Raw genomic sequence first — 18,998 nt, 5'->3', positions numbered from 1 at the left:
TCAGGCGGCGCCCGGCCCTCCCCCCCGCTCAAGAGGAAAACCTGCGTCACGCCAAGCCTTGATCCCCCCCGCCATCGAGACCACGCGACGATAGCCCATATGCTGCAAGCTTTCCGCCGCCAGTGCCGACCGGTACCCGCCCCCGCAATAGAGGATGATCGGCGCCTGCTTGTCTTGGATAAGCCCTTCGATGTCCCGCTCAAGAATGCCCCGTCCCAGGTGTCTGGCCCCCTTCGCGTGGTCCTTGGCGAATTCGTGATCCTCCCGAACGTCCAGGAAGTGCATCGGCTCTCCTCGATCCAGTTTGGCTTTGACCTCGGCGACGGTACATTCCTTGATCCGCTGCTTGGCCCGCTCTACGAGCTCCAGAAACCCCGGATTATGTTTCACTAAGCTCCTCCTCGCCTTCGAACAGGGCTAGTTGTGCCGGTCCAGGCCTGCGGAAACTGTGCGGCACGGGTCTCACCGCATCGTCCTGAAACCCCGCCTTCCTGTAGCCGACCTCGAACAGGCGTTCGATCATGTTCCAATAGGTGCCTTCGCCCGTATGCCGCTTGAAGAACTGTCCCTCTGAGAGCTTCCCACCCCGGACTTCTTTCATCCGGTTGGTAATCTTCTTGATGCGGTCAGGAAAAGCCGCGGTCATCCGCTCCAGGAACACCGGCTCGACGCTGCCGGACAGGCGAAGCACGACGAAGGTCGCACTGACGGCCCCCGCCTCGCGGGCCCTGGCGAGCAGTTCCGGAATATCGTCTTCATTGAGCCCCGGGATCACCGGGGCGATGGAGATCGTCGTGGGGATGCCCGCTTCCGAGAGACGCCGCATGGCCTCGAACCGTTTTACGGTCGACGGCGCCTGCGGTTCCACCTTCCGCGCCGTCTCATTGTCGGCGAAGGGAATACTGAAATAGACCTGGACCCAGGCCTGGTCGTGCAATCGCGTCAGCACGTCAAGGTCGCGGGTAATCAACGCCGCCTTGGTAATGAGACCCACCGGATTGCGAAATTCTGCGCAGACCTCCAGGCAAGCCCTGGTCAGCCCATAAGCGGCTTCCAGCGGCTGGTAACAGTCCGTGTTGCCGGAAAACACGATCAGTTCGCCCTGCCATGATGGTTTCAGGAGAGTCCGCCGGAGCAACGCAGGGGCCTCGCGCTTGACGACGATCTTGGAGTCGAAATCCGTTCCGGCCCCGAAGCCCCAATATTCATGAGTCGGCCTGGCATAACAGTAGGCGCAGGCATGGGAACAACCTCGGTAGGGGTTCAGGCTCCAACGGAATGGCAGATCGGGACTGTCATTGGAACTCAATATTTCTCTCGTTGAATCATCGAATACCTGAAGTTGTGCATGAGGTGCAGGTTCGAGGAGATGGCGATGCCGCGACTCAAACGGGTTCGGGGGGTTGGAGACGGTTCGCACGGCCCCTATGCTCCCTCTCCCGGGCCGGCCTTGTCAAGGTCGGCTCAAGGACAGCGCCTCTGGGATACGCGCTCCGGAGGACCTCTACTCCGACAACCTTGCCGGTACCGGCTCAGCCATTGACGATTCCACGGTCCTCACGTAACATCCGAGCCCATGCACGATATGCGGCTCCTTCGTGAAAACTTGGATGGGCTGAAGGCCCAGCTCGGCCTGCGTGCCGGAGATGTGCCTTGGGACGACCTGCGCAAGCTGATGCAGGAGCGCGGCCGTCTGATGACGCAGGTGGAAGATCTTCGGCACCAGCTCAAGAAGGGTTCCGATGAAGTCGGGCGGCTCAAGCGCGAGAAGCAGCCGGCAGACGAGGCTATGGTCCGGATGAAGGCTGTGGGCGATCGTATTAAAGAAGGCGAAGAGAGTCTCCGCCTGGTGGATGAGCGGGTCCAGGACATGGCGCTCCGCATTCCCAATCTCCCCCACCAGTCCGTCCCGGTCGGGCCGGATGCAACGGCGAATGTGGAGGTGCGGCGCTGGGGCTCGGCCCCAGCGCTCTCCTTCGCGCCAAAACCCCATTGGGAACTTGGTGAAGCACTGGGCATTCTGGATTTTGAACGGGCCGCCAAGATCGCCGGCGCGCGATTCGCGGTACTCACCGGCCTTGGGGCAAGACTGGAGCGGGCGTTGATCAACTACATGCTGGACCTGCATACGACGGAGCATGGGTATCGTGAGGTACTCCCCCCCTTCATGGTGAATCGAGCGGCTATGACCGGCACAGGCCAGCTTCCGAAGTTTGAAGAAGATTTATTCAGGCTGCGCGACGACGACTATCTGTTGATCCCGACAGCCGAGGTGCCGCTCACGAACCTGCATCGCGAGGAAGTCGTCACGGAGGCGCAGCTCCCCATCAAATACACCGCCCATACGCCCTGCTTCCGTCGTGAAGCCGGCTCCTATGGGAAGGATACCCGAGGGCTGATCCGACAGCATCAGTTCAATAAAGTGGAACTGGTGGCGTTTGCGAAACCGGAGGACTCTTACGAGGAATTGGAGCGACTCACGGCTGCCGCCGAAGCGGTGCTCCGGGGCCTGGGCTTGCACTACCGGGTCATGGCTCTCTGCACCGGCGACATGGGCTTCAGCGCAGCCAAGACCTACGACCTAGAAGTCTGGCTCCCCTCCCAGAAGACGTTCCGGGAAATTTCCTCTTGCAGCAATTTTGAAGCTTTTCAGGCCAGACGTGCCGGTATCCGCTTCAAACGAGCCAACGGCAAGAACGATTTCCTCCACACCTTGAATGGCTCGGGTCTGGCCGTGGGCCGGACTCTGGTCGCAATTCTTGAGAACGGCCAGCAGGCAGACGGGTCCGTCATGATCCCAGATGTCTTGCGGCCATACATGGGCGGCACGGAGCGGATTTCGAAAAGCTAACAGGGCAGCCGTTCACGTCGAAACGTCGCCTGCAATATTTTACCTGACAGTTGAATGTAAATCTCCGCCGCGATTTGCTCGAACGCGACGGTTCAAGCGAAGCTTGGCATAGTATTTCACTGGCGGCAAAATACTTCTCCCGGCCCATGTGATCGAAGGGCCGGGCAATTATCGAAGGTGCAATTGTTTGAAGGTTTTCTCCGGCGGCATCAATTGCGATAAAACGATACTGAGCCGCCGGCTCACACGAAGTGTGGTATGGAGGGGTGGCTGAGTGGCCGAAAGCGCTGGTCTTGAAAACCAGAGTCGGGGTAACTCGACCGTGGGTTCGAATCCCACCCCCTCCGCCATGACTTGGCGCGACAGAAGCCGTCGGTTCACCAGCCGACAGGCAGTGCCGCGCCAGCCGTACCAACCGGCAATGCTGCTTCATGGCCATGACAAGGTGTCGCTCCGCGACCTCGAATGCCGCCCCCTCCGCCACGCCCAGCTTGCTGTAGCCGTTGACCTATCTATTGAGGTCAACGGAGAAACACCTCAAGTGTATTTCTGGCTATGATATGAATTGTGCCGCCGGAGAATACCTCCAATATTTTCCGTTGGAGCGTTCGGCTGTTGACCCATATCATTGAGCCCAACGGAACATCCTTCCGTTCCTATTTCTTCCCTCTCACGGCCAAGCATGGTATAAGGGTGAGCCCTCATGAGGGGGCGCGGTCCGGGGTGCGAGTCCCCCGGGACCAGATAGCGAACGTCAGCCAAACGCACCGATAACCAAGTCGATCCGGAGACAGCCGATGCGGAGAGGTGGCCGAGTGGCCGAAGGCACCGGTTTGCTAAACCGGCACAGGGCCAAAAGCTCTGTCGCGGGTTCAAATCCCGCCCTCTCCGCCATCCCGAGCTTGCTTGGCGGGAGCGCTTCTGATCGCGATCCGCAGCTGATTTTGCTCCAACCAATCGCCTCGGTCGCTTCGCTCACATGCGGCCGGAGAGCTTTTGCCCTGCCCGGTGAAGGGCGGATAACCTTTTGGTGAACCGTCGGCTTTCCCGTTCCTTTAAGCCTGCCCCACTTCTCTTGACCCCCCGATACAAAGACCTGTATAAGGTCCAGGCACCAAGACGCGCCCGTAGCTCAATGGATAGAGCACTAGACTACGGATCTAGGGGTTGGGGGTTCGACTCCCTCCGGGCGCACCACTCATCCATTCCCATTGCCCAGCCTTAAGACTGCCGTTCCAGACGACGCAGGGAGCGCATTAAAGCCGGGTCGCTCAGCCCCACCTCGCTGAGCGCATCCATCACATGCATACCCTTGCTCTGCACGAGCTCTTTCGCCTTGGCATACTGGTGACGGTTGAACCGGGCCACGGCCGGCTGGCCGTTCACCACCTGGCAGGCCAGGACCTCCTCCTCCACTTCCAAGATGCCCCCGGCCTCCAACAGCTGCTTGGCCTGTGCGGGCGTGATCCCGTGCAAGGATGAAAATTCTTCGATGCCGCCGGTCTCCACCAGCTTGCCGTCCGGCATGATGCAGAGCCGCTTGAAGTGTGGGGACCAGTCCTTCCTGAAATCGATATACTTCACATTGCCGCCCTTGGCCACGGCCCGGTCGAGCTTGGCATAGTCGAGCCCAATGTTCGGCTGCCTGAGCCGTTCCTGGAGCTCAGGCGGCAGGGTCCGGCGGAACACTCTCGCCGCTGCTTCTTCCAGGCTGAGCCCATACGCCCGCGTCAACTGCTCCGCCTCCGCATACTGCATAACGTCCAAGACCCAGGTCTGCTTGGGCCCTTTCCCGGCGACATCGAGCTGGCACGCAAACAATCCTCGCGTCACCAATACGCCTTCCTGCGGATAGACGTAGACTCCGCCCTCGGTAAGCAGCCTCGTCATTGCATCGATCGGGACTGCGTAGCTCTCGGAGAGGACTCGGGCATGGCCGGGCAGGTCCTCCGGCTCCGTCATCGCGCACAGAGTCACGTTGCCGGGCGCATCGAACTCCGTATAGTCCTCGATGATGTTGTAGAGGACCGGAGATTTTCCGGCGGCAGCGGCCCGTTTCTTAATCTTGAACATCCTGCATACCCCTCATTGCGTCTGCGGCCCATACGGCGGGAGCGTGGTCAGCCTGGAATCTTCGACCGGCCCGCCGACGGTAAAGTGGTAAAGCGATTGCAAGGCTTGGTCCTTGATCCCGAAGGTCTGGTGCACGGGGTCATCGAAATAGCAGCCGATTCCCGTGGCGCGCAGGCCGGCCGCCTCCGCCTCCAGATATAACACCTGCCCGATCAGTCCGGTTTCCCAGAATAATCGACGATAGAACCAGGGGCCATGACGGTGCAAGCTGGAGTCGAACTCCGCCACCATTCCCAGCGAATAGGCGCTGTCGCCGGCAATCTCCTGGCCACAGCTGACTTGAGCGGCCAATCGCCGCGCATCTCCTTCCTGCAGCAGAAAGAGCGGGAGCGCGTTGGGGCAGCCCTGCGGCTTGGTCCATGTGAAGGAATCATGCATGACCTGCCTGAGCCAATCGGTTTTGGCTTGATCACGGACCAGACAGTAGAGGCCGGAGGCTATCCCCTCTACCCGGTGGACGAAAAGCAGCAGATGGATGGTCGGCTCCCAGGGAAGACAGTCCCAGGGCACAGGCCGTTGAAGCACCGGTCCCTGGGCCAGCGGCATCACCCGAGAAAGCATCGTAAAAAAAGTTGCGGCGGGCATGGCGGTCTTGCCGTCGAACGCCACCGCACTGCGCCGCTGGCGGATGATCTGGCCGGCGGAGAGCCGGCTTGGATCGTATGGATTGCCCGTGCATGGTCCGCCCTCTGCCACAATCGCCGGCAGAGCCAGCAGGCCCGGCTCCACTGTCGTCTTCCATGAGGCGGTCGCCACCTCGTCGATGATGGCCCAGGAAACCGGCTCATCATGGCTGAGCCGGTTGGCCTTCCCGTACCATGTGCAACCGGTCGGGACTCGGAGCGATTCCGAATCAAGGCACAGAGGGATGCCGGCCATCGAGGAGATGGGCGGTTCGCCTGGCCAGACAGCCATTAAACAATCGGGATGTTCGCGTTCGGCTCCGTCAAAGTCTTGCGGCCGGTCCAAGCCGAGCAGCGCCGTGATCTGATCGTCGGAGCTTCCATCCAACAACACCGCCCTCCAGCCTAACGCCGCCGCGGCGATGCGCGCCGTGCCGATGGCATGGCCCACGTCATGCTGGCAATACCGGAAGGCCCTCTCTCCATACTTCCATGCCTCACGCCAGTGGACGGAAGAAAGTCCGAACAGGAACGTTCCTTGGGGAAACGGCTGCAGCAGGCGTGCAAACGATGCGTCGGACCAATCGGTCCGCCGTTCCAATCCATGCTCCTTCGGCGCATAGTGGTAGAGTCCGGAGGTCTGTGCAAGGCCGGACACCGGCCCGGTCAGGACATAGCCTTCGGTCGGATGCAGGTTGCCGCTGGACGGATTGCTGCGCAAGGCCCAGCTGCTCTCCCCCGCCTGCTTCCAGGCCGTCAGGCTCAACGCGTATTCGAAGAATCGGGACAGAGCCTGCTGGGTCACAGGTTGGCTTGGAACGGCCCCTGCGCGATAGAGATTTTCATAAGGTGGAGACGCCGGCTGTTCGTTTGCGGTGAGTCTTGGCAGAGAGATGAGCGGAGCCCCCTCATAGCGTCGGAATGGGTTCGGCTGATTGGCCCAATCCAGATAGCCGAGGGAGCGTGCAAAACGATGGAAATGGTGCTTGGTTGCCTGATGGTAATGGAGCACTGGTTCCAGACTATTCATGGCGACTCAATAGAGCGTGGGACGATTGCAATCAGAAGACGCACGCGTGTGTGGCGTGAGTCTACAAGGCCACCGAAGGAAAGTAAAATGCTGGCTGTTGCTCATTGACGGACAAAGACCGGCTGCGTATGCTCAACAGGAGGAGGCGCACAGGACATGAATTTCGACCCGGCAATTGCCGCCCAGGTGGCGTTCAAGCAGGCCTTGGAATCGGGCCTCTTGGGTCCGGACGCAGAAACAGCCGTCGCGGCGGAAAACACGTTCTCCGCGAGTGCCGGATCGGAGGCCAAAGCCGCCTACATGACACTTCAGGAACTCGGACGAACCCATGCCGATGCCCAATCATTCCAAGAATTCCTAATTTACATTACCTGGCAACAGGTCACGGAAGAGACGATCCCCCTTCATTTTCGGCGTGGATTGGATCTCTGCAACCACTACCTGGCGCGATTCGGCCGGCCAACCGAGACCGAGGATAATGGTCTCAGGCAAGTCCGGGCGTTGCGAGAATCATTCCATGGCGGGCTGGGGCTGACCAAGGAGGATGACCATGGAGCAGAATATGACAAGGATGCCATCAAAGGCGGGGATTAGTTTCTGGCTGTTGCTGGGCCTGCTCGGTTGGCTCTCGCCCATGCCGTCGCTTGCGGCGCAAGAAACTCAGGCCGAGACTCCTGCCCTCCTGCTCACCGCAATTGGCCTGGGACATCCCCCCCGCAACGCCTCCTCACCCACGCAGGCCAAAGCCATGGCAGAACGAGGCGCGTTCGTAGATGCGATCCGCAAGCTGGCTCAGAGAAGCGGCCGGGCCGCGCCGCTGGACTATCGGGGACCAGTGAAGGTTGGCGCGGCGGTGAAAGGATTCCGGATCACGAAAGTTGCGCGGCATCCGGATGGAACGGTGGAAGTCGAAGTTGCGTTGTCAGCCCCGGCGAAGACCCCTTAGCGACCCCGTCCGCGCCGATTTCGAGTAAAATCTTCATTGATCGTGCGGTTAGACTTGCCACCGCTGGATGTGCCAGTGACCTTGGTGTCTGAGCCGCTTTTCGAAGACGAGCTGCTGCTCGAGGACGAACTACCACTGGAGGACGAACTGCTGCTCGAGGAAGAACTACCGCTGGAAGATGAGCTGCCGCTGGAAGAAGATGAGCCCCCTCCCGAGCTATTGTTCGACGAACCGGATGAATTCGAGCTCCCCGCCGCCGCCTCTTGGGCAAAAATGATATTGTCGGCAGCCCCGGAAATGCTGGACGGAGGAGTTACAGATGGGAGGGACCCAACCCGTCCCGCTCCGCTAAATCCGAAGAACGAGGTTGTACGACCGGCGCCTGTGCTGGGGGGGGCAGAAGACTGGCCCGAGCTCCCGCTCTGTCCTCCGCCTTGCCCACTGCCTGACCCGGAACCCTGACTTCCCACGTTACCGGTCGAAGCCACCTGGGCTCCTTGGGCTCCCTGGCCACTACCGGAACTGAAGCCTTGTCCAGCACCGGGACCTGAGCTTTGCCCGCTCCCGCTTGAGGCCAATGGCCCACCCTGGCCAGATCCGGTTCCTTGTAACCCTTGGGATTGGCCGCCTGACTGAGCCGTTTGAGAGCTGGCCCCCTGACTGCTCCCTATTCCCTGCCCGCCAGAGGCCTGCCCTTGCCCACTACCCTGTCCCTGCCCCTGGCTACCACCTGAAGCAGCGTTACCCTGGTCTCCGCCGACTTGAACTTGAGCGAGGCCTTGCGCAACCCCGCCCCCCTGCCCGCTGCTGTCTCCTCCTCCAACGTTTCCGCCCCGTCCACCGAAGTCACCCTGCCGTCCTACTGTGACCAGCCGAATGGCTGTCTGACGATCCCCTGACGCGACCAGTCGGGCGACTTGCGCTTGCCGCTGCGCCCGCTCCACGTTCCGAGGCAGAGTTTCCCCTCGCGCCCTAGCCGCTTGCCGTTCTTGCCTGGCTTGCTGTCGTTCCTGCTGCAGGGTTCTGGCCAGCGAACGGGCCTGGTCACTGGATTGTTGCCTGCCTTGTTGGGCGGCGCGCAAGCGTTGCTGTTCCCGTTTGGCCTGTTCGGCTTTCAGTTTTGCTGCGTCGCGTTTGGCCTTGTCGGTCTTGTTTTTGGAATCCTCGGTTTCTTGCGTCTGAGTCTTTTCCTGCTCCGTGGGCTGTGTCTGAGTCGTTGTCTGTTCCGTGGGCTGCACCTGCGTACTTGTGGTCCGCGCTGCCTGTCGCGCCGCGGTAACCGTCTGCACCGCCTGGCCGCCTGATTCACCTTTCGGCGCATCGGTTAAAACCGTTCCCTGCACCGAGGCGTTCACAATCGCCGGCGCGCCAGGCGAAGCCGATGGCGCAGGGGGAGCCGGCGGCGCCCCGGGAGGGGCAGCTGAAAATTGGGTCGGAGCCACGGTGACGGTCTTGCCCCCGGAGGTAAAATCGACTTTTCCGGAGTTGCCGATGTTGGCGATGCCGCTCTGGCCCCCTTCCGACCAGACGACGAAATACGTCCCGCGAGCGGCGGCCACTGCGCTCGAGGTGTGGATTTCAAACTTGTTGCCGGCTTCTGAAAAGACCTTGCCGACCAAGGCGCGCAGCTTCCCCTCGATCAGCTTGACCACAACGCTGCGCTTGTTCTCTTTGGGATCGTAGATATGTTCGGTGATTTCGACCCGGCTGTTTTCGCCGATGGTCAGAAGGCTTTCGTTGTCCAGGAGCGCCTTGGTTCTGGATTCTTTTTGAGTGACGATCACGTCCTTGAACAACACGTTGTCTTGCAGCTTGACCTGTACCGCCGGCGCCGGGTCTGGGTGATCCACGGTCACGTTGCCCTGGACCGCCGTGACAACCCCGATGCCCGCCTCCGAATCCGCAGCCACTGTGACCGAAGGAGTCCCAACCATGACAAGGGCGACCCACAAACCTGAGATGTAGCCGCCTGCCCGATGATTGCCCATACCCCCTCCTGGTCTGACAGCCGCTTTTTTAGAGGTAAGATTAAACTTTACTGAGTCAAGATACAGCAAGTTCCATTCCCATTCAAACCAAAGGTGAAATTTCTCGAAAGGCTTATCAAGGCAGGAGATTTCGCCTCTCCGCACCCACGATTTACATAGGTCAGGAGGCAGATAAAGACAAATTTTGGCCGGCGAACTGAGAATTGTCGCTCCGCAGGAGCTTTGCATGCTGCCGAGGCAGGTCCTGTTGCTAGAATGTCCCGTTCAGAATGAGAGAATAAATGCTTCGGTTGTAGTCGTAGGCCTGAATATTGTTCTCGTCGCGGGTATAGGCATATTGGAGAGAGAGGGCAAAGTATTTGTTTACTTCTCGCGTCAGGGCCCCGGTGAAGGCATAGATATTATCGCGGCGCTTGATCAACCCGTTCGCGGAGAGTGTGTTGGGGTTTTCGTAGTTTTGCCGGTAAAAATCAAAGGCCAGATCGGCTTCCACCGTATAGATCGGGGGCAATTCCAGCCCGACCGAAAACCGATGCCCGATATAGTCCCAGTCCGCATTTTCCGCTGTTCCCGGTAAGGCGGCCACGTCGGGCGACCCACCGCCCGTATTGTCCGTGTCGTAGGTATAGCCGAGCCGGAAACGGCCCTGGTTTTCCGCAAACAACAAATATTGCGTGAGTCCAGCCAGCCAGTTCTTGCCGTCACGGGCGGAGTTGAGGAGGAACCGCCCGTCCTGGAAGTCCTTGTTTTGAAACCGGAACGCCACCTGCGTAAAGGTCCAGGGCGTTTCCGTCACGGAAAAAGTCGTCTGGGCCGTGTGTGCGATCAAGTAAGGAGAGCGGCCGACCAAGGTGTAATTGTATAGATAGGAAGCCGTTGCCTGGACTGGTCCTATCTGACGTCTGATGTAAAAAGTCGGGTTGAAGTCCTCCACGTCGAATCCGCTCAAGGTCCGGTGAAAGCTCTGGTACACGCCCATCGTCGAGCCGATCGTCCAGGTATCCGTCTGGATCGCGCGATATTCGAGGTTGGCGTTCATGACGGTCCGATAGTCCTTCTGCCTGGAAATACCGGTGCTGCCGGCCGGAGGCGAGGTGCCGCTGGGAAGGACGACGACGTTGGTGTCGTATTCCGCAGCGAGGTTGAAACTCGCGCTCCACTTGCGCGGCCCAGCCGGCATCTGACTGACGGTTTGAGTCAGCAACTCTTTGGAGATGCGGACCTGCTCCGTGTCTCCACCGGCGGCAATGGCTGATTCGAACGAGGTTTTGGCTTCGTCCATTGCGCCGCGCTTGAAGAAGGCCACGCCGCTGTAATATTGAGCCGTGGGGGCCAGATCCGGACTGAGGGTCATGGCGCGGAGGAACCGCCCGGGTGATTTATCGAAATCCTGCAAATCGTGGTAAGCCAAACCCTGGAAGTAGTACACCAGGGCGTCGGTGGGCATGAGCTTTTCGGCTGCGGCCAGGCTGGTCAGGGCCTCCTGGTACTCGCCGCGATTGTATTGCACCATGCCGATGCCCAGCCAAGCCTTCCCGGATTCCGGGTTCGCCTCCACCATGTCGCGGAACACGTCTTCCGCGTCCTCCAGCTTGCTTTGCCGCAACAGAGCTTGGCCCAGGTAGTAGCTGGCCTCCGGGTCGCCGGGCTTCCCCTCAAGCGCCAAGTCGAAATAAATTTCGGCCGCCTCGTAGTTTCCCCGCCCGAATTCAACCAATCCCCTCGAGAACTTCAACTCGTAGGTTTCGACATCCTCGTCGGCCGTCGGCGCGTTGGCCGCCTCACTGCCCGCATCGGATTGGGCGTCAGCCGTCACGGGGCACCAAAAGAAAAGCAGGATCAGTCCGAGTCCGAGAGACGAAAGCAGGATGACATTACCTCTGGGACGGCGCACACATATCATTGCTCAACTCCGAAAATAGAAGCGATATTAGCGCGATAAAGGGCCAATCAAAACAAATATTGAATATGTCACTTCTCCGTCATCTCCAACGTTTCCTCTGACGCGTCCTCGGCGACCACGGACGCTTGATCCCGGCCCAACGAACCCAGCCCATATACGACGACCGGCTGATCCTTGCCTTTCACTTTGACTGCGCCCAGCTTGCGCAGATCGATGTGGCTGATCCGCCCTCGATTGTCCTGGTTTTCTTCCGCGCCCATCAACTGCTTGAGACGCTCCGCCGTGTATTCGGTGATCACGATGGGGCAGCCGAACTTTCTGGTGAGCCCTTCTGCTCGAGCCGCCAGATTGACGTGATCGCCGATCATCGTGTAGTCCATCTTTTTTCCTTCGGCCCCGATGTTGCCCACCACGGCATGGCCGGTGTTGATTCCGATGCCGTTCTCGAAGGGCACCTTCCCTTCCGCCTTCCACTTCTCCTGCAACTCCTCCAGTCGCTTCCGCATGTGCAGCGCACATTTGATGGACAACTCCACGTGGTTGGGTTGTTCGAGCGGGGCTCCCCAGAAGACGACAATGGCGTCGCCGACGAACTTGTCGAGCGTGCCGTTCCACCGAAAAATGACGTCCGTCATCGCGCCGAGGTATTCGTTCAGCTGGGCCACGACCTCTTCCGCTGAATGTTTTTCGCTGAACGCGGTAAACCCGGCCACGTCCGAAAACAACATCGTCAACTCTTTCCGTTGGCCGCCCAGCCTGGCCTTGGCGGGGTCCTTGATCAATTCCTCCACGATCCGCGGGCTCACGTAGCTCGAAAACATGGCCCGGACCTCTTTGGCTTGTTTTTCTTCTGTCATGAACCGGAGCACCGTGATGGCCGTGAACGTGATCGCAATCGTCAGCATCGGATAGACCACGTCCAGCCAGACCCCGTGCTCGATGAAGAGATACTGGGCGGTCAGCGCGTAGCCGGCGAGGGCGGCGAAGGCGACCAGGACCCCTGGCAGGGCTTTGAGGCGCGGCAGAACAAAGCCCAGGGTCAATCCGAAGGCCGCGATGAGACCGAGATCGAGCGGTCCGGCCCAGATGCCCTTCTCCAGAAACCGGCCATGGATAATATTCTCCACCACGGCGGCATTCTTCTCGACCCCAGGAAAATTGGCCGAGAAGGGAGTGCTCTTCTGGTCGTACGTGCCGAGTGCCGACGTGCCGACCAGCACCGCCTTGCCCGAAAAAGTCCCCGGCGGGAAGCGCTGATGAATGACATCGGTCGCCGAGACGTATCGGAAGCTGGCCTCTCGGCCCACATGATCGATGAGCATCCTGGATTTTTGGTCCGTGGGGATGAGCCGATCGCCCACTCGCACGCCCTCTCCCAGCGTCAGCGACATCCGATCGCGGGGAACATCGAGATAGAGCCGGGCGATCTCCAGCCCCAATGAGGGATAGTAGTCGTCCTCGGTCCCATAGGAAATCGCCAGGTACTCATATCTGGTGATCCCATCCACATCGGGCAGGCTGTAGACATGCCCGAGGCTCAGCGCCTGATCGGCGAAGGGCTTGAGCGGCGGATCGGCATCCGCGGCCCGTTGCGGCTCCAACGCCTTTCCTCCCTTGGCCTGCCTCACAAGCATAAACAGGTGCTTCTTGAGGTATTCGGGGGGAAGCGTTTCTTTCGTGCGACTCCGTGAACCCGCTCCGGATTCGGGCACCAACAAGGGGAGCGCCAGCACGACGTTGCCGGCCTCCCGGAGGCTGGCGGCGAATTGCCGGTCCGTGTCCGCTTCCGCAAGCTTCTGCCGGAGAAGACCGGTGAAGGAGGCCGGGGGGCCAGCGGCAGTGTTGGCGGCGGCGATCAGCTCCTGCAAGCCCCGCAGGTATTCCGTCACCTCCGCTTCGGAATAAATGATATCGAGGCCGATCACCTTGGCTTTATCGGCAGCGATCGTGCGGACCAGCTGGGCCTGTTTGTCGCGAGACCAGGGCCACCGCCCGACTTCCTTCAGACTTTTTTCATCCACGGTCACGACGATGATGTCGTCCCCGGGTTGGCGCTCGCCCCGCAGCTTGAACCGGAAGTCGAGCAAGTCGTTTTCAAGTCGGATCAGAGGCCCCGGGCCGATCCAGGAAAGAACCATGATCGTGCCGGCGACCAATATCGCAAGCCACAAAGCGAGCGTATGAATGACCTGGGTTTTTCCGAGCCAGATACGGGCCATGAGGCACTCCGGGACGGATACGCAACCGTGCCACGATCGATCACCGCGCGTCGAACTCCGCGCGCGTCGGCCGGACGGTCAACGTCGAACATGAAGCTGGATTTCGCCCTCGCTCCGCCCTATCCTAACCATCATGGCGGAGGCTCACAAGGAAAAAGGCAAGATCTTCCTGCACCGCGGCGATCTCGTGCAAGCCCGACACTGGTTTGAACTGGCGCTCGCGGAGGACAGGGCTTGCGGCCTCGTGCCGCCGCTCACCGACACGCTCGGCAACCTCGGGAACATTTGCGCCATGCTGGGAGCGCTCGACGAGGCCGACCGATACTACCGGGAAGTCCTGGCCATCCAGCGAGCCGACCCGGACCCGCGGGCCATCGGGCAAACCTTGGTGAACTTGGGCAATGTCCAGGCCGAGGCAGGCCATCCGGAGTTGGCGCGGCCCTATTACCTCGAAGCATTGGACATGCTGACGCCGATCCAGGACCATCGGGCGCTCGGCATCCTCTATTCGAACCTGGGGCTCCAGGAAGCGGCCGCCCATCGCCATGAAGAAGCGATCGCCGCCTTCACACAAGCCCTGGACTCCCATCGCGTCGTGGGGGACGAAGACGGGCTGGCCGTGACCTACAGTCAACTCGGCCGGACCTTTCTGGCGGCAGGCCGGAACGATCAGGCCGAAAAATGTCTCAACAACGCCTCGGAACACTTCATCAAACTCGGCAACGAACCGGGCGAGGCCTCGGTGCTGCGCCTCCTGGCCTCACTCTACGAACAGCGGGGCGATCGGCTCTCGGCCATTCGATGCCTGGAGCGGGTGGTCCTCGTCAACAGCCGGTATCGTCTCACGCAGACGGCGGCAGATGAAGCTCGCCTGGCAGTTCTGCGGCAAACCCGATTCAAGCGGTAATCGCTGTGGAGGGCCGGCGACGCCTCATGCTATGATGCCGCGCGACAGTACAGGAGGAGGACAGGCCTGTGGATATTGACGCCTTTCGCCAGATGGTAACCAAAAATCCGAAGGGATTCTTGGGACGCTACGGACTGGGCAATAAGCTGCTGCAGGAAGGCGGGAACCTGTCCGAAGCGGCCGAGCATCTACAGGTCGCCGTTCAATTGGATCCGACGCATGTCGCCTCCCACCTGGCCCTGGGCCGCGCCCTCGTGAAGCTCGGACGGAAGGACGACGCCAGGCCGATCTTACAAGCCGGCATCGACGCAGCCCAGTCGGGCCGATCCTCCGGCGGGGTCGATCTGGTCCCGGAACTGCGCGCCCTGCTCCAGATGCTCGGATAGTCCTTCCGCATGCCGTTGATCTGGTGCTCCATCTCAGGCCATGGGTTCGGGCATGCCGCGCAAGTGGCGCCGGTGCTCAACGAACTTGGAAAGAGTGTCTCCGGGATCAAGGCCTTGCTCCGGACCACCCTGCCTCGCCAGTTCTTCGAGGGGTTCATCCAGATTCCCTGGGAACTCACCCGACAACAGCAGGACGTAGGGTGCGTGCAGGAAGGGCCGCTCCACATCGACCACGACGCCACCTGGGCCGAGACACAACGGTTTCACGACCAGTGGGAGACTCGGGTCGAGGAAGAAACCCGCGCCATTCTGGCCCGATCGCCGGCCATGCTGCTGTCGAATATTTCCCATCTGGCCGTCGAAGCGGGAGCGCGGGCCGGCCTGCCGACGATTGCAATGTCCAGCTTGTCCTGGGACCAGATACTGGAGCCGCTTATGACGCCGGGTGATATCCGACAGGCTGGGGTGCTCCAACAGATCAAGCAAGCATACAGTCATGCGGATCTGCTGATTCGGGTCACCCCCGGCATGCCCTTTCCCGCCTTCCCGAATCAAATCGACATCGCGCCCATTGTGCGACCGCTGGTCTCCGACCGCGCTCGACTCAACGAGGAATTGGTGGCTCAGCCGGATGACTGCCTGGTCCTGATTGGCTTCGGGGGCATCGCCCTGAACCGCCTGCCCTTCAGCCGGCTCAACGCGCTCCAGGGCTATCGGTTTATCGTCGGCGAATCCGTGCCATCCGGCTACTCCCGCCTGCGTTCAGCGAAATCGCTGCCCCTTTCGTTCGACACCCTCATGGCCTCGGCCGATATGATTGTCACGAAGCCTGGGTACAACATGACCGTCGAGGCCGTGGCCATGGGGAAACCCACCCTCTATGTCAGGCGGTATGACTTCGCGGAAGAAGAATACCTGGTGCAGTTTCTTCACCAATATGGACGGGCGCTGCAACTGTCCATGCAGGATTTCGAGGCGGGCCACTGGGGCTCATCGCTCGATACGTTGCGGGCCCTGCCTGCCCCGCTCCAGGTTCCGCCGTCGCCGACGGGAGCGGCTGAAGCGGCAGAGATCCTGGCCTCGTACCTCCGCTAACCTCGCTCAGGTCCTTCGACGGACGGCAGGCCGAATCTTTCGCTGGTCACACAGCTTCGAGACCCACGCCTGTCTTGACTTCCGAGAGCTTGGACGATACCCTACGCTATCGACAACTCAAACGCCCCTTTCAGCCGTATGTCCAACGTCACAGACCCACAGCTGTCACCAGCCTCCCGCGTGAGTATTGCGGAGGGAGTCGTGTTCCGCGATCTGCAGGGAGAACTGGTGCTCCTCAACCTGACGACGGGAGTGTATTTCGGCCTGGACCAAGTCGGCACGCGCATCTGGCAGTTATTGCAAGAACATCAGGTTCTGCAGTCGGTCTTGGACCGCATGGTCGAAGAATATGAAGTGGCCGAAGCGCAGTGCCGCGAAGACTTGCTCAAATTCGTCGCCCTTGGGCTGGAGAAGGGGCTGTTTGAACTCCAACATGGAACGACTGCGTAAGCTCTGCCGGCTCACCTGGGCAGAAACGCTCTGCCTGGGGCAAGCCTGGGGCCTGCTGTGGACGCTCGAGATCGCCCTCCTCGTGATCCCCTTCCAGTCGGTGCTGAAGTTCCTGCGACAGGTTCCATCCAGCGCAATCCGACTGCCCTTGAGCGCCGAGACAGATGCGCCGCGACTGGCTTGGTTGATCCAGCGAGCCGCCCTTGCCGGCCCCGTCGGCGGTCCCTGCCTCAGGCAAACGCTGGTGCTGCTGTACATGCTGCGGAGGCGCGGGCAAGAAGGACAGGTGCGGATTGGCGTGGCGCGGGAACGAGGCTGCTTCAAAGCCCATGCCTGGCTCGATCAGAACGGCCGGGTCCTGCTCGGGCAAGCGGGCTTCGAGCACTATACCCTGCTCTATTCCACACGCGAGCAGTGAGACATCACGAGACCCACGCGGTGGACCGGCAAGACCGTGCAGGACAAGACATAACCGTACCGGGGGGCCTGTCCCCGACAGGAGAACCGTGAGCGGCATCGCCGGCATCTGCCAGAGTGACGGTCGTCCGATCGAGAAGCCACTGCTCGAGCGGATGCTCGCGCAGATGGTCCACCGAGGGCCTGATGGGCACAGCCTCTGGAGCGACGGCCCGATCGGGTTCGGCCATGCCCGACTTTGCACCACTCCAGAGTCTCTCCGCGAACGGCAGCCGCTCGCGGACCGGACCGGACGGTGGACCCTCACCCTCGACGGCCGGGTGGATAACCGCGAGGAATTGCGGCCGGCGTTGGAAGCCAAGGGCCTGACCCTGCGCGACGACACCGATGCCGAGCTGGTGCTCGCCGCATACGAGTGTTGGGGAGAAGCAGCGCCGCTGCACCTCATCGGAGACTTTGCCTTTGCGATCTGGGACGGACGTGAGCGGACACTCTTCTGCTCCCGCGATCCGCTGGGGATCAGGCCGTTCTATTACACCTTCGACGGCAAGACGTTCGCCTTCGCCTCCGAATTGCGGCCGTTACTGGACCTGCCGTCCCTGCGGCACGCCCCCAACCTCGGCATGCTGGGAGAGTATCTCAGTAACGAGATCACCAGCCTGGAGGACACGCTCTACCAGGGCCTCCTGCGCTTGCCCCCATCCCATTCCCTTACGCTGCAATCCGGCCGACTCACGATCGCCCGGCACTTCCAGATCGACCCGGGCCACTCCATCCGCTATCGGTCCGATGGGGACTATGCCGAACACTTCCAGGCCATCTTTACGGAAGCCGTTCGCTGCCGCTTGCGGAGCCAGGAGCGAGTCAGCCTCTTTCTGAGCGGCGGCGTCGACTCTTCCTCCATTTTCGGCGTGACGCAGCCACTGGCTCGCGAGGGAACCGCAGGGTCCGGCCAACTGGACCTCTACTCCATTGTGTCCTCCCACCCGGCGGCCGACGAGCGCGCCTATCTCGACGAGGCCCTCGCCATGTGGGGGACGATGGCCCATACCGCCAGCCTGGACCGCTGGTCGCCGGTCCCGCTCGCCGATCAAATCAGGCAGTTTCAGGACTTTCCCGACTCCCCCAATACCTCGCCCTGGCAGATGCTCTATGAGATGGCGAGGCAACGGGGCAGTCGGGTTGCCTTATGGGGTTTTGGGGGAGACGAATGGCTGACCGGCGACTCGGGCCATTGCGCGGACTTGCTACGCAGCTTCAAGGTGCGCCGGCTCCTGCGCCAGATCCGCCAAGACCTCGCCCTCTCCAACCAATGGGGCGGCGGGGGGACGGGCGGCCTAGACGTGCTCCGCTGGTGCCTGTTTCCGTTGATTCCCTCCTCCGTCAAATCACAGATCAAACGTCGTACTCTGTGGGATGTGCCCCGCTGGATCGCACCTAAATTTGCACGGACCATCGGCCTGCAGGATCGGCTGCTCCGGCGGATGTCCGTGCCCTCTTTCCCCACGATCGCCCAACAAGAAATCTACGGCCAGATGGTCAGCGGATGGGGAACTCTCGAAAACGAATTCTGCAACCGGTTCGAAGCGCATCAGGGTATGGAAGGGCGGTATCCGTTTTGCGACCGCCGGCTGATCGAGTTCGCCTTCGCGATCCCGGAGGAACAACGGTGGCGAAACGGACAGACGAAATTCGTCTTGCGCCAGGCCATGAAGGGCCTCCTGCCTGACTCGATCAGACAGAGACAGAGCAAAGCCGATTTTTCGTATTTGTATCGTGACAGCCTTGCCCAAGAACGGGCCGAACAGACCCCCAAGTCGCTCTGCCTGACGCGTGACGGGTTCGTGCACGCAGGTGAGACGGAACAGCTCTATCGTCGCTGTGCTCAGGGAGACATCGAGGCCCTCGGACCGGCCTGGATGATTCTTGCCGCGGAACGCTGGTATAGTATGACATTCGCGTCAGCTGCCTAACGCCCCCAATGTAAGGAGAAGCTGCATGAGCATGAACGAGAAGACCGAGGCGCAAGCCGCCCCAGCCAAAAAGCCCT

16 protein-coding genes and 3 tRNA genes are annotated in these 18,998 nt (G+C 60.9%); 12 read left to right on the top strand and 7 right to left on the bottom strand.

What is annotated here, in order from left to right:
* Together EPO61_13940 and EPO61_13935 are read right to left on the bottom strand one after the other, a co-directional pair.
* Positions 1-390 carry a sulfurtransferase gene (locus EPO61_13940; protein TAJ07074.1) on the bottom strand — a complete coding sequence of 130 codons (390 nt, stop codon included), beginning with the start codon at positions 388-390 and terminating at the stop codon, positions 1-3.
* Complete coding sequence (locus EPO61_13935; protein TAJ07073.1) at positions 380-1,420, bottom strand: PA0069 family radical SAM protein; 1,041 nt, start codon at positions 1,418-1,420, stop codon at positions 380-382. The genes EPO61_13940 and EPO61_13935 overlap by 11 nt, the downstream gene beginning before the upstream one ends.
* A gap of 156 nt (positions 1,421-1,576) precedes the next feature.
* On the opposite strand from EPO61_13935, the gene EPO61_13930 reads away from it, so the two are divergent.
* The 4 genes from EPO61_13930 to EPO61_13915 all read left to right on the top strand — a co-directional run bounded on the left by EPO61_13930 (position 1,577) and on the right by EPO61_13915 (position 4,048).
* Positions 1,577-2,851 carry a serine--tRNA ligase gene (locus EPO61_13930; protein TAJ07072.1) on the top strand — a complete coding sequence of 425 codons (1,275 nt, stop codon included), beginning with the start codon at positions 1,577-1,579 and terminating at the stop codon, positions 2,849-2,851.
* A gap of 260 nt (positions 2,852-3,111) precedes the next feature.
* Positions 3,112-3,201: transfer RNA gene (locus tag EPO61_13925), tRNA-Ser, on the top strand.
* A gap of 451 nt (positions 3,202-3,652) precedes the next feature.
* A tRNA-Ser gene (locus tag EPO61_13920) sits at positions 3,653-3,745 on the top strand.
* Positions 3,746-3,972: 227 nt separating this feature from the next.
* Positions 3,973-4,048: transfer RNA gene (locus tag EPO61_13915), tRNA-Arg, on the top strand.
* A 24-nt stretch (positions 4,049-4,072) separates the two neighbouring features.
* Here EPO61_13915 and EPO61_13910 read toward each other — a convergent pair.
* A complete protein-coding gene (locus tag EPO61_13910) occupies positions 4,073-4,924 on the bottom strand; it encodes a hypothetical protein (GenBank protein TAJ07071.1) in 852 nt (283 codons plus the stop codon).
* A 12-nt stretch (positions 4,925-4,936) separates the two neighbouring features.
* The gene (locus EPO61_13905) at positions 4,937-6,637 is read right to left on the bottom strand and encodes a SagB/ThcOx family dehydrogenase (GenBank protein ID TAJ07070.1); all 1,701 of its coding nucleotides are present in this window, start codon (positions 6,635-6,637) and stop codon (positions 4,937-4,939) included.
* A gap of 156 nt (positions 6,638-6,793) precedes the next feature.
* Here EPO61_13905 and EPO61_13900 point away from each other — a divergent pair, with 156 nt between their 5' ends.
* Together EPO61_13900 and EPO61_13895 are read left to right on the top strand one after the other, a co-directional pair.
* Positions 6,794-7,231: a hypothetical protein gene (locus tag EPO61_13900; GenBank protein ID TAJ07069.1), complete on the top strand. Its 438-nt coding sequence runs from the start codon at positions 6,794-6,796 to the stop codon at positions 7,229-7,231.
* The gene (locus tag EPO61_13895) at positions 7,209-7,583 is read left to right on the top strand and encodes a hypothetical protein (protein ID TAJ07068.1); all 375 of its coding nucleotides are present in this window, start codon (positions 7,209-7,211) and stop codon (positions 7,581-7,583) included. Before EPO61_13900 ends, EPO61_13895 begins: the two co-directional genes overlap by 23 nt.
* On the opposite strand, the gene EPO61_13890 is transcribed toward EPO61_13895, so the two are convergent.
* From EPO61_13890 to EPO61_13880, 3 genes are all read right to left on the bottom strand, one after another.
* Complete coding sequence (locus EPO61_13890; protein TAJ07067.1) at positions 7,580-9,799, bottom strand: hypothetical protein; 2,220 nt, start codon at positions 9,797-9,799, stop codon at positions 7,580-7,582. The genes EPO61_13895 and EPO61_13890 overlap by 4 nt on opposite strands.
* A 22-nt stretch (positions 9,800-9,821) precedes the next feature.
* The gene (locus EPO61_13885) at positions 9,822-11,474 is read right to left on the bottom strand and encodes a tetratricopeptide repeat protein (protein TAJ07066.1); all 1,653 of its coding nucleotides are present in this window, start codon (positions 11,472-11,474) and stop codon (positions 9,822-9,824) included.
* A gap of 68 nt (positions 11,475-11,542) precedes the next feature.
* Positions 11,543-13,693, bottom strand: a complete 2,151-nt coding sequence (locus EPO61_13880; protein ID TAJ07065.1) for an adenylate/guanylate cyclase domain-containing protein — start codon at positions 13,691-13,693, stop codon at positions 11,543-11,545.
* Positions 13,694-13,826: 133 nt separating this feature from the next.
* Here EPO61_13880 and EPO61_13875 point away from each other — a divergent pair, with 133 nt between their 5' ends.
* From EPO61_13875 to asnB, 6 genes are all read left to right on the top strand, one after another.
* On the top strand, positions 13,827-14,600 hold the full coding sequence (locus EPO61_13875) for a tetratricopeptide repeat protein (protein ID TAJ07064.1): 774 nt from the start codon (positions 13,827-13,829) through the stop codon (positions 14,598-14,600).
* A 68-nt stretch (positions 14,601-14,668) separates the two neighbouring features.
* Positions 14,669-14,986 carry a tetratricopeptide repeat protein gene (locus EPO61_13870; protein TAJ07063.1) on the top strand — a complete coding sequence of 106 codons (318 nt, stop codon included), beginning with the start codon at positions 14,669-14,671 and terminating at the stop codon, positions 14,984-14,986.
* A gap of 9 nt (positions 14,987-14,995) precedes the next feature.
* Positions 14,996-16,081, top strand: a complete 1,086-nt coding sequence (locus EPO61_13865) for a hypothetical protein (protein ID TAJ07062.1) — start codon at positions 14,996-14,998, stop codon at positions 16,079-16,081.
* 138 nt (positions 16,082-16,219) lie between these two features.
* A complete protein-coding gene (locus EPO61_13860; GenBank protein ID TAJ07061.1) occupies positions 16,220-16,531 on the top strand; it encodes a PqqD family protein in 312 nt (103 codons plus the stop codon).
* On the top strand, positions 16,431-16,949 hold the full coding sequence (locus EPO61_13855; protein ID TAJ07060.1) for a lasso peptide biosynthesis B2 protein: 519 nt from the start codon (positions 16,431-16,433) through the stop codon (positions 16,947-16,949). Before EPO61_13860 ends, EPO61_13855 begins: the two co-directional genes overlap by 101 nt.
* Positions 16,861-18,921 (top strand): asparagine synthase (glutamine-hydrolyzing), encoded by a 2,061-nt coding sequence (asnB, locus tag EPO61_13850; GenBank protein ID TAJ07059.1) that lies wholly within the window; start codon positions 16,861-16,863, stop codon positions 18,919-18,921. The genes EPO61_13855 and asnB overlap by 89 nt, the downstream gene beginning before the upstream one ends.
* Positions 18,922-18,998 lie beyond the last annotated feature (77 nt).

The sequence above is a fragment of the Nitrospirota bacterium genome (assembly GCA_004296885.1).
Taxonomy (GTDB): Bacteria; Nitrospirota; Nitrospiria; order Nitrospirales; family Nitrospiraceae; genus SYGV01.
Note: the sequence above shows the minus strand (reverse complement) of the source record. Positions and strands in the feature narration are given on the sequence as shown.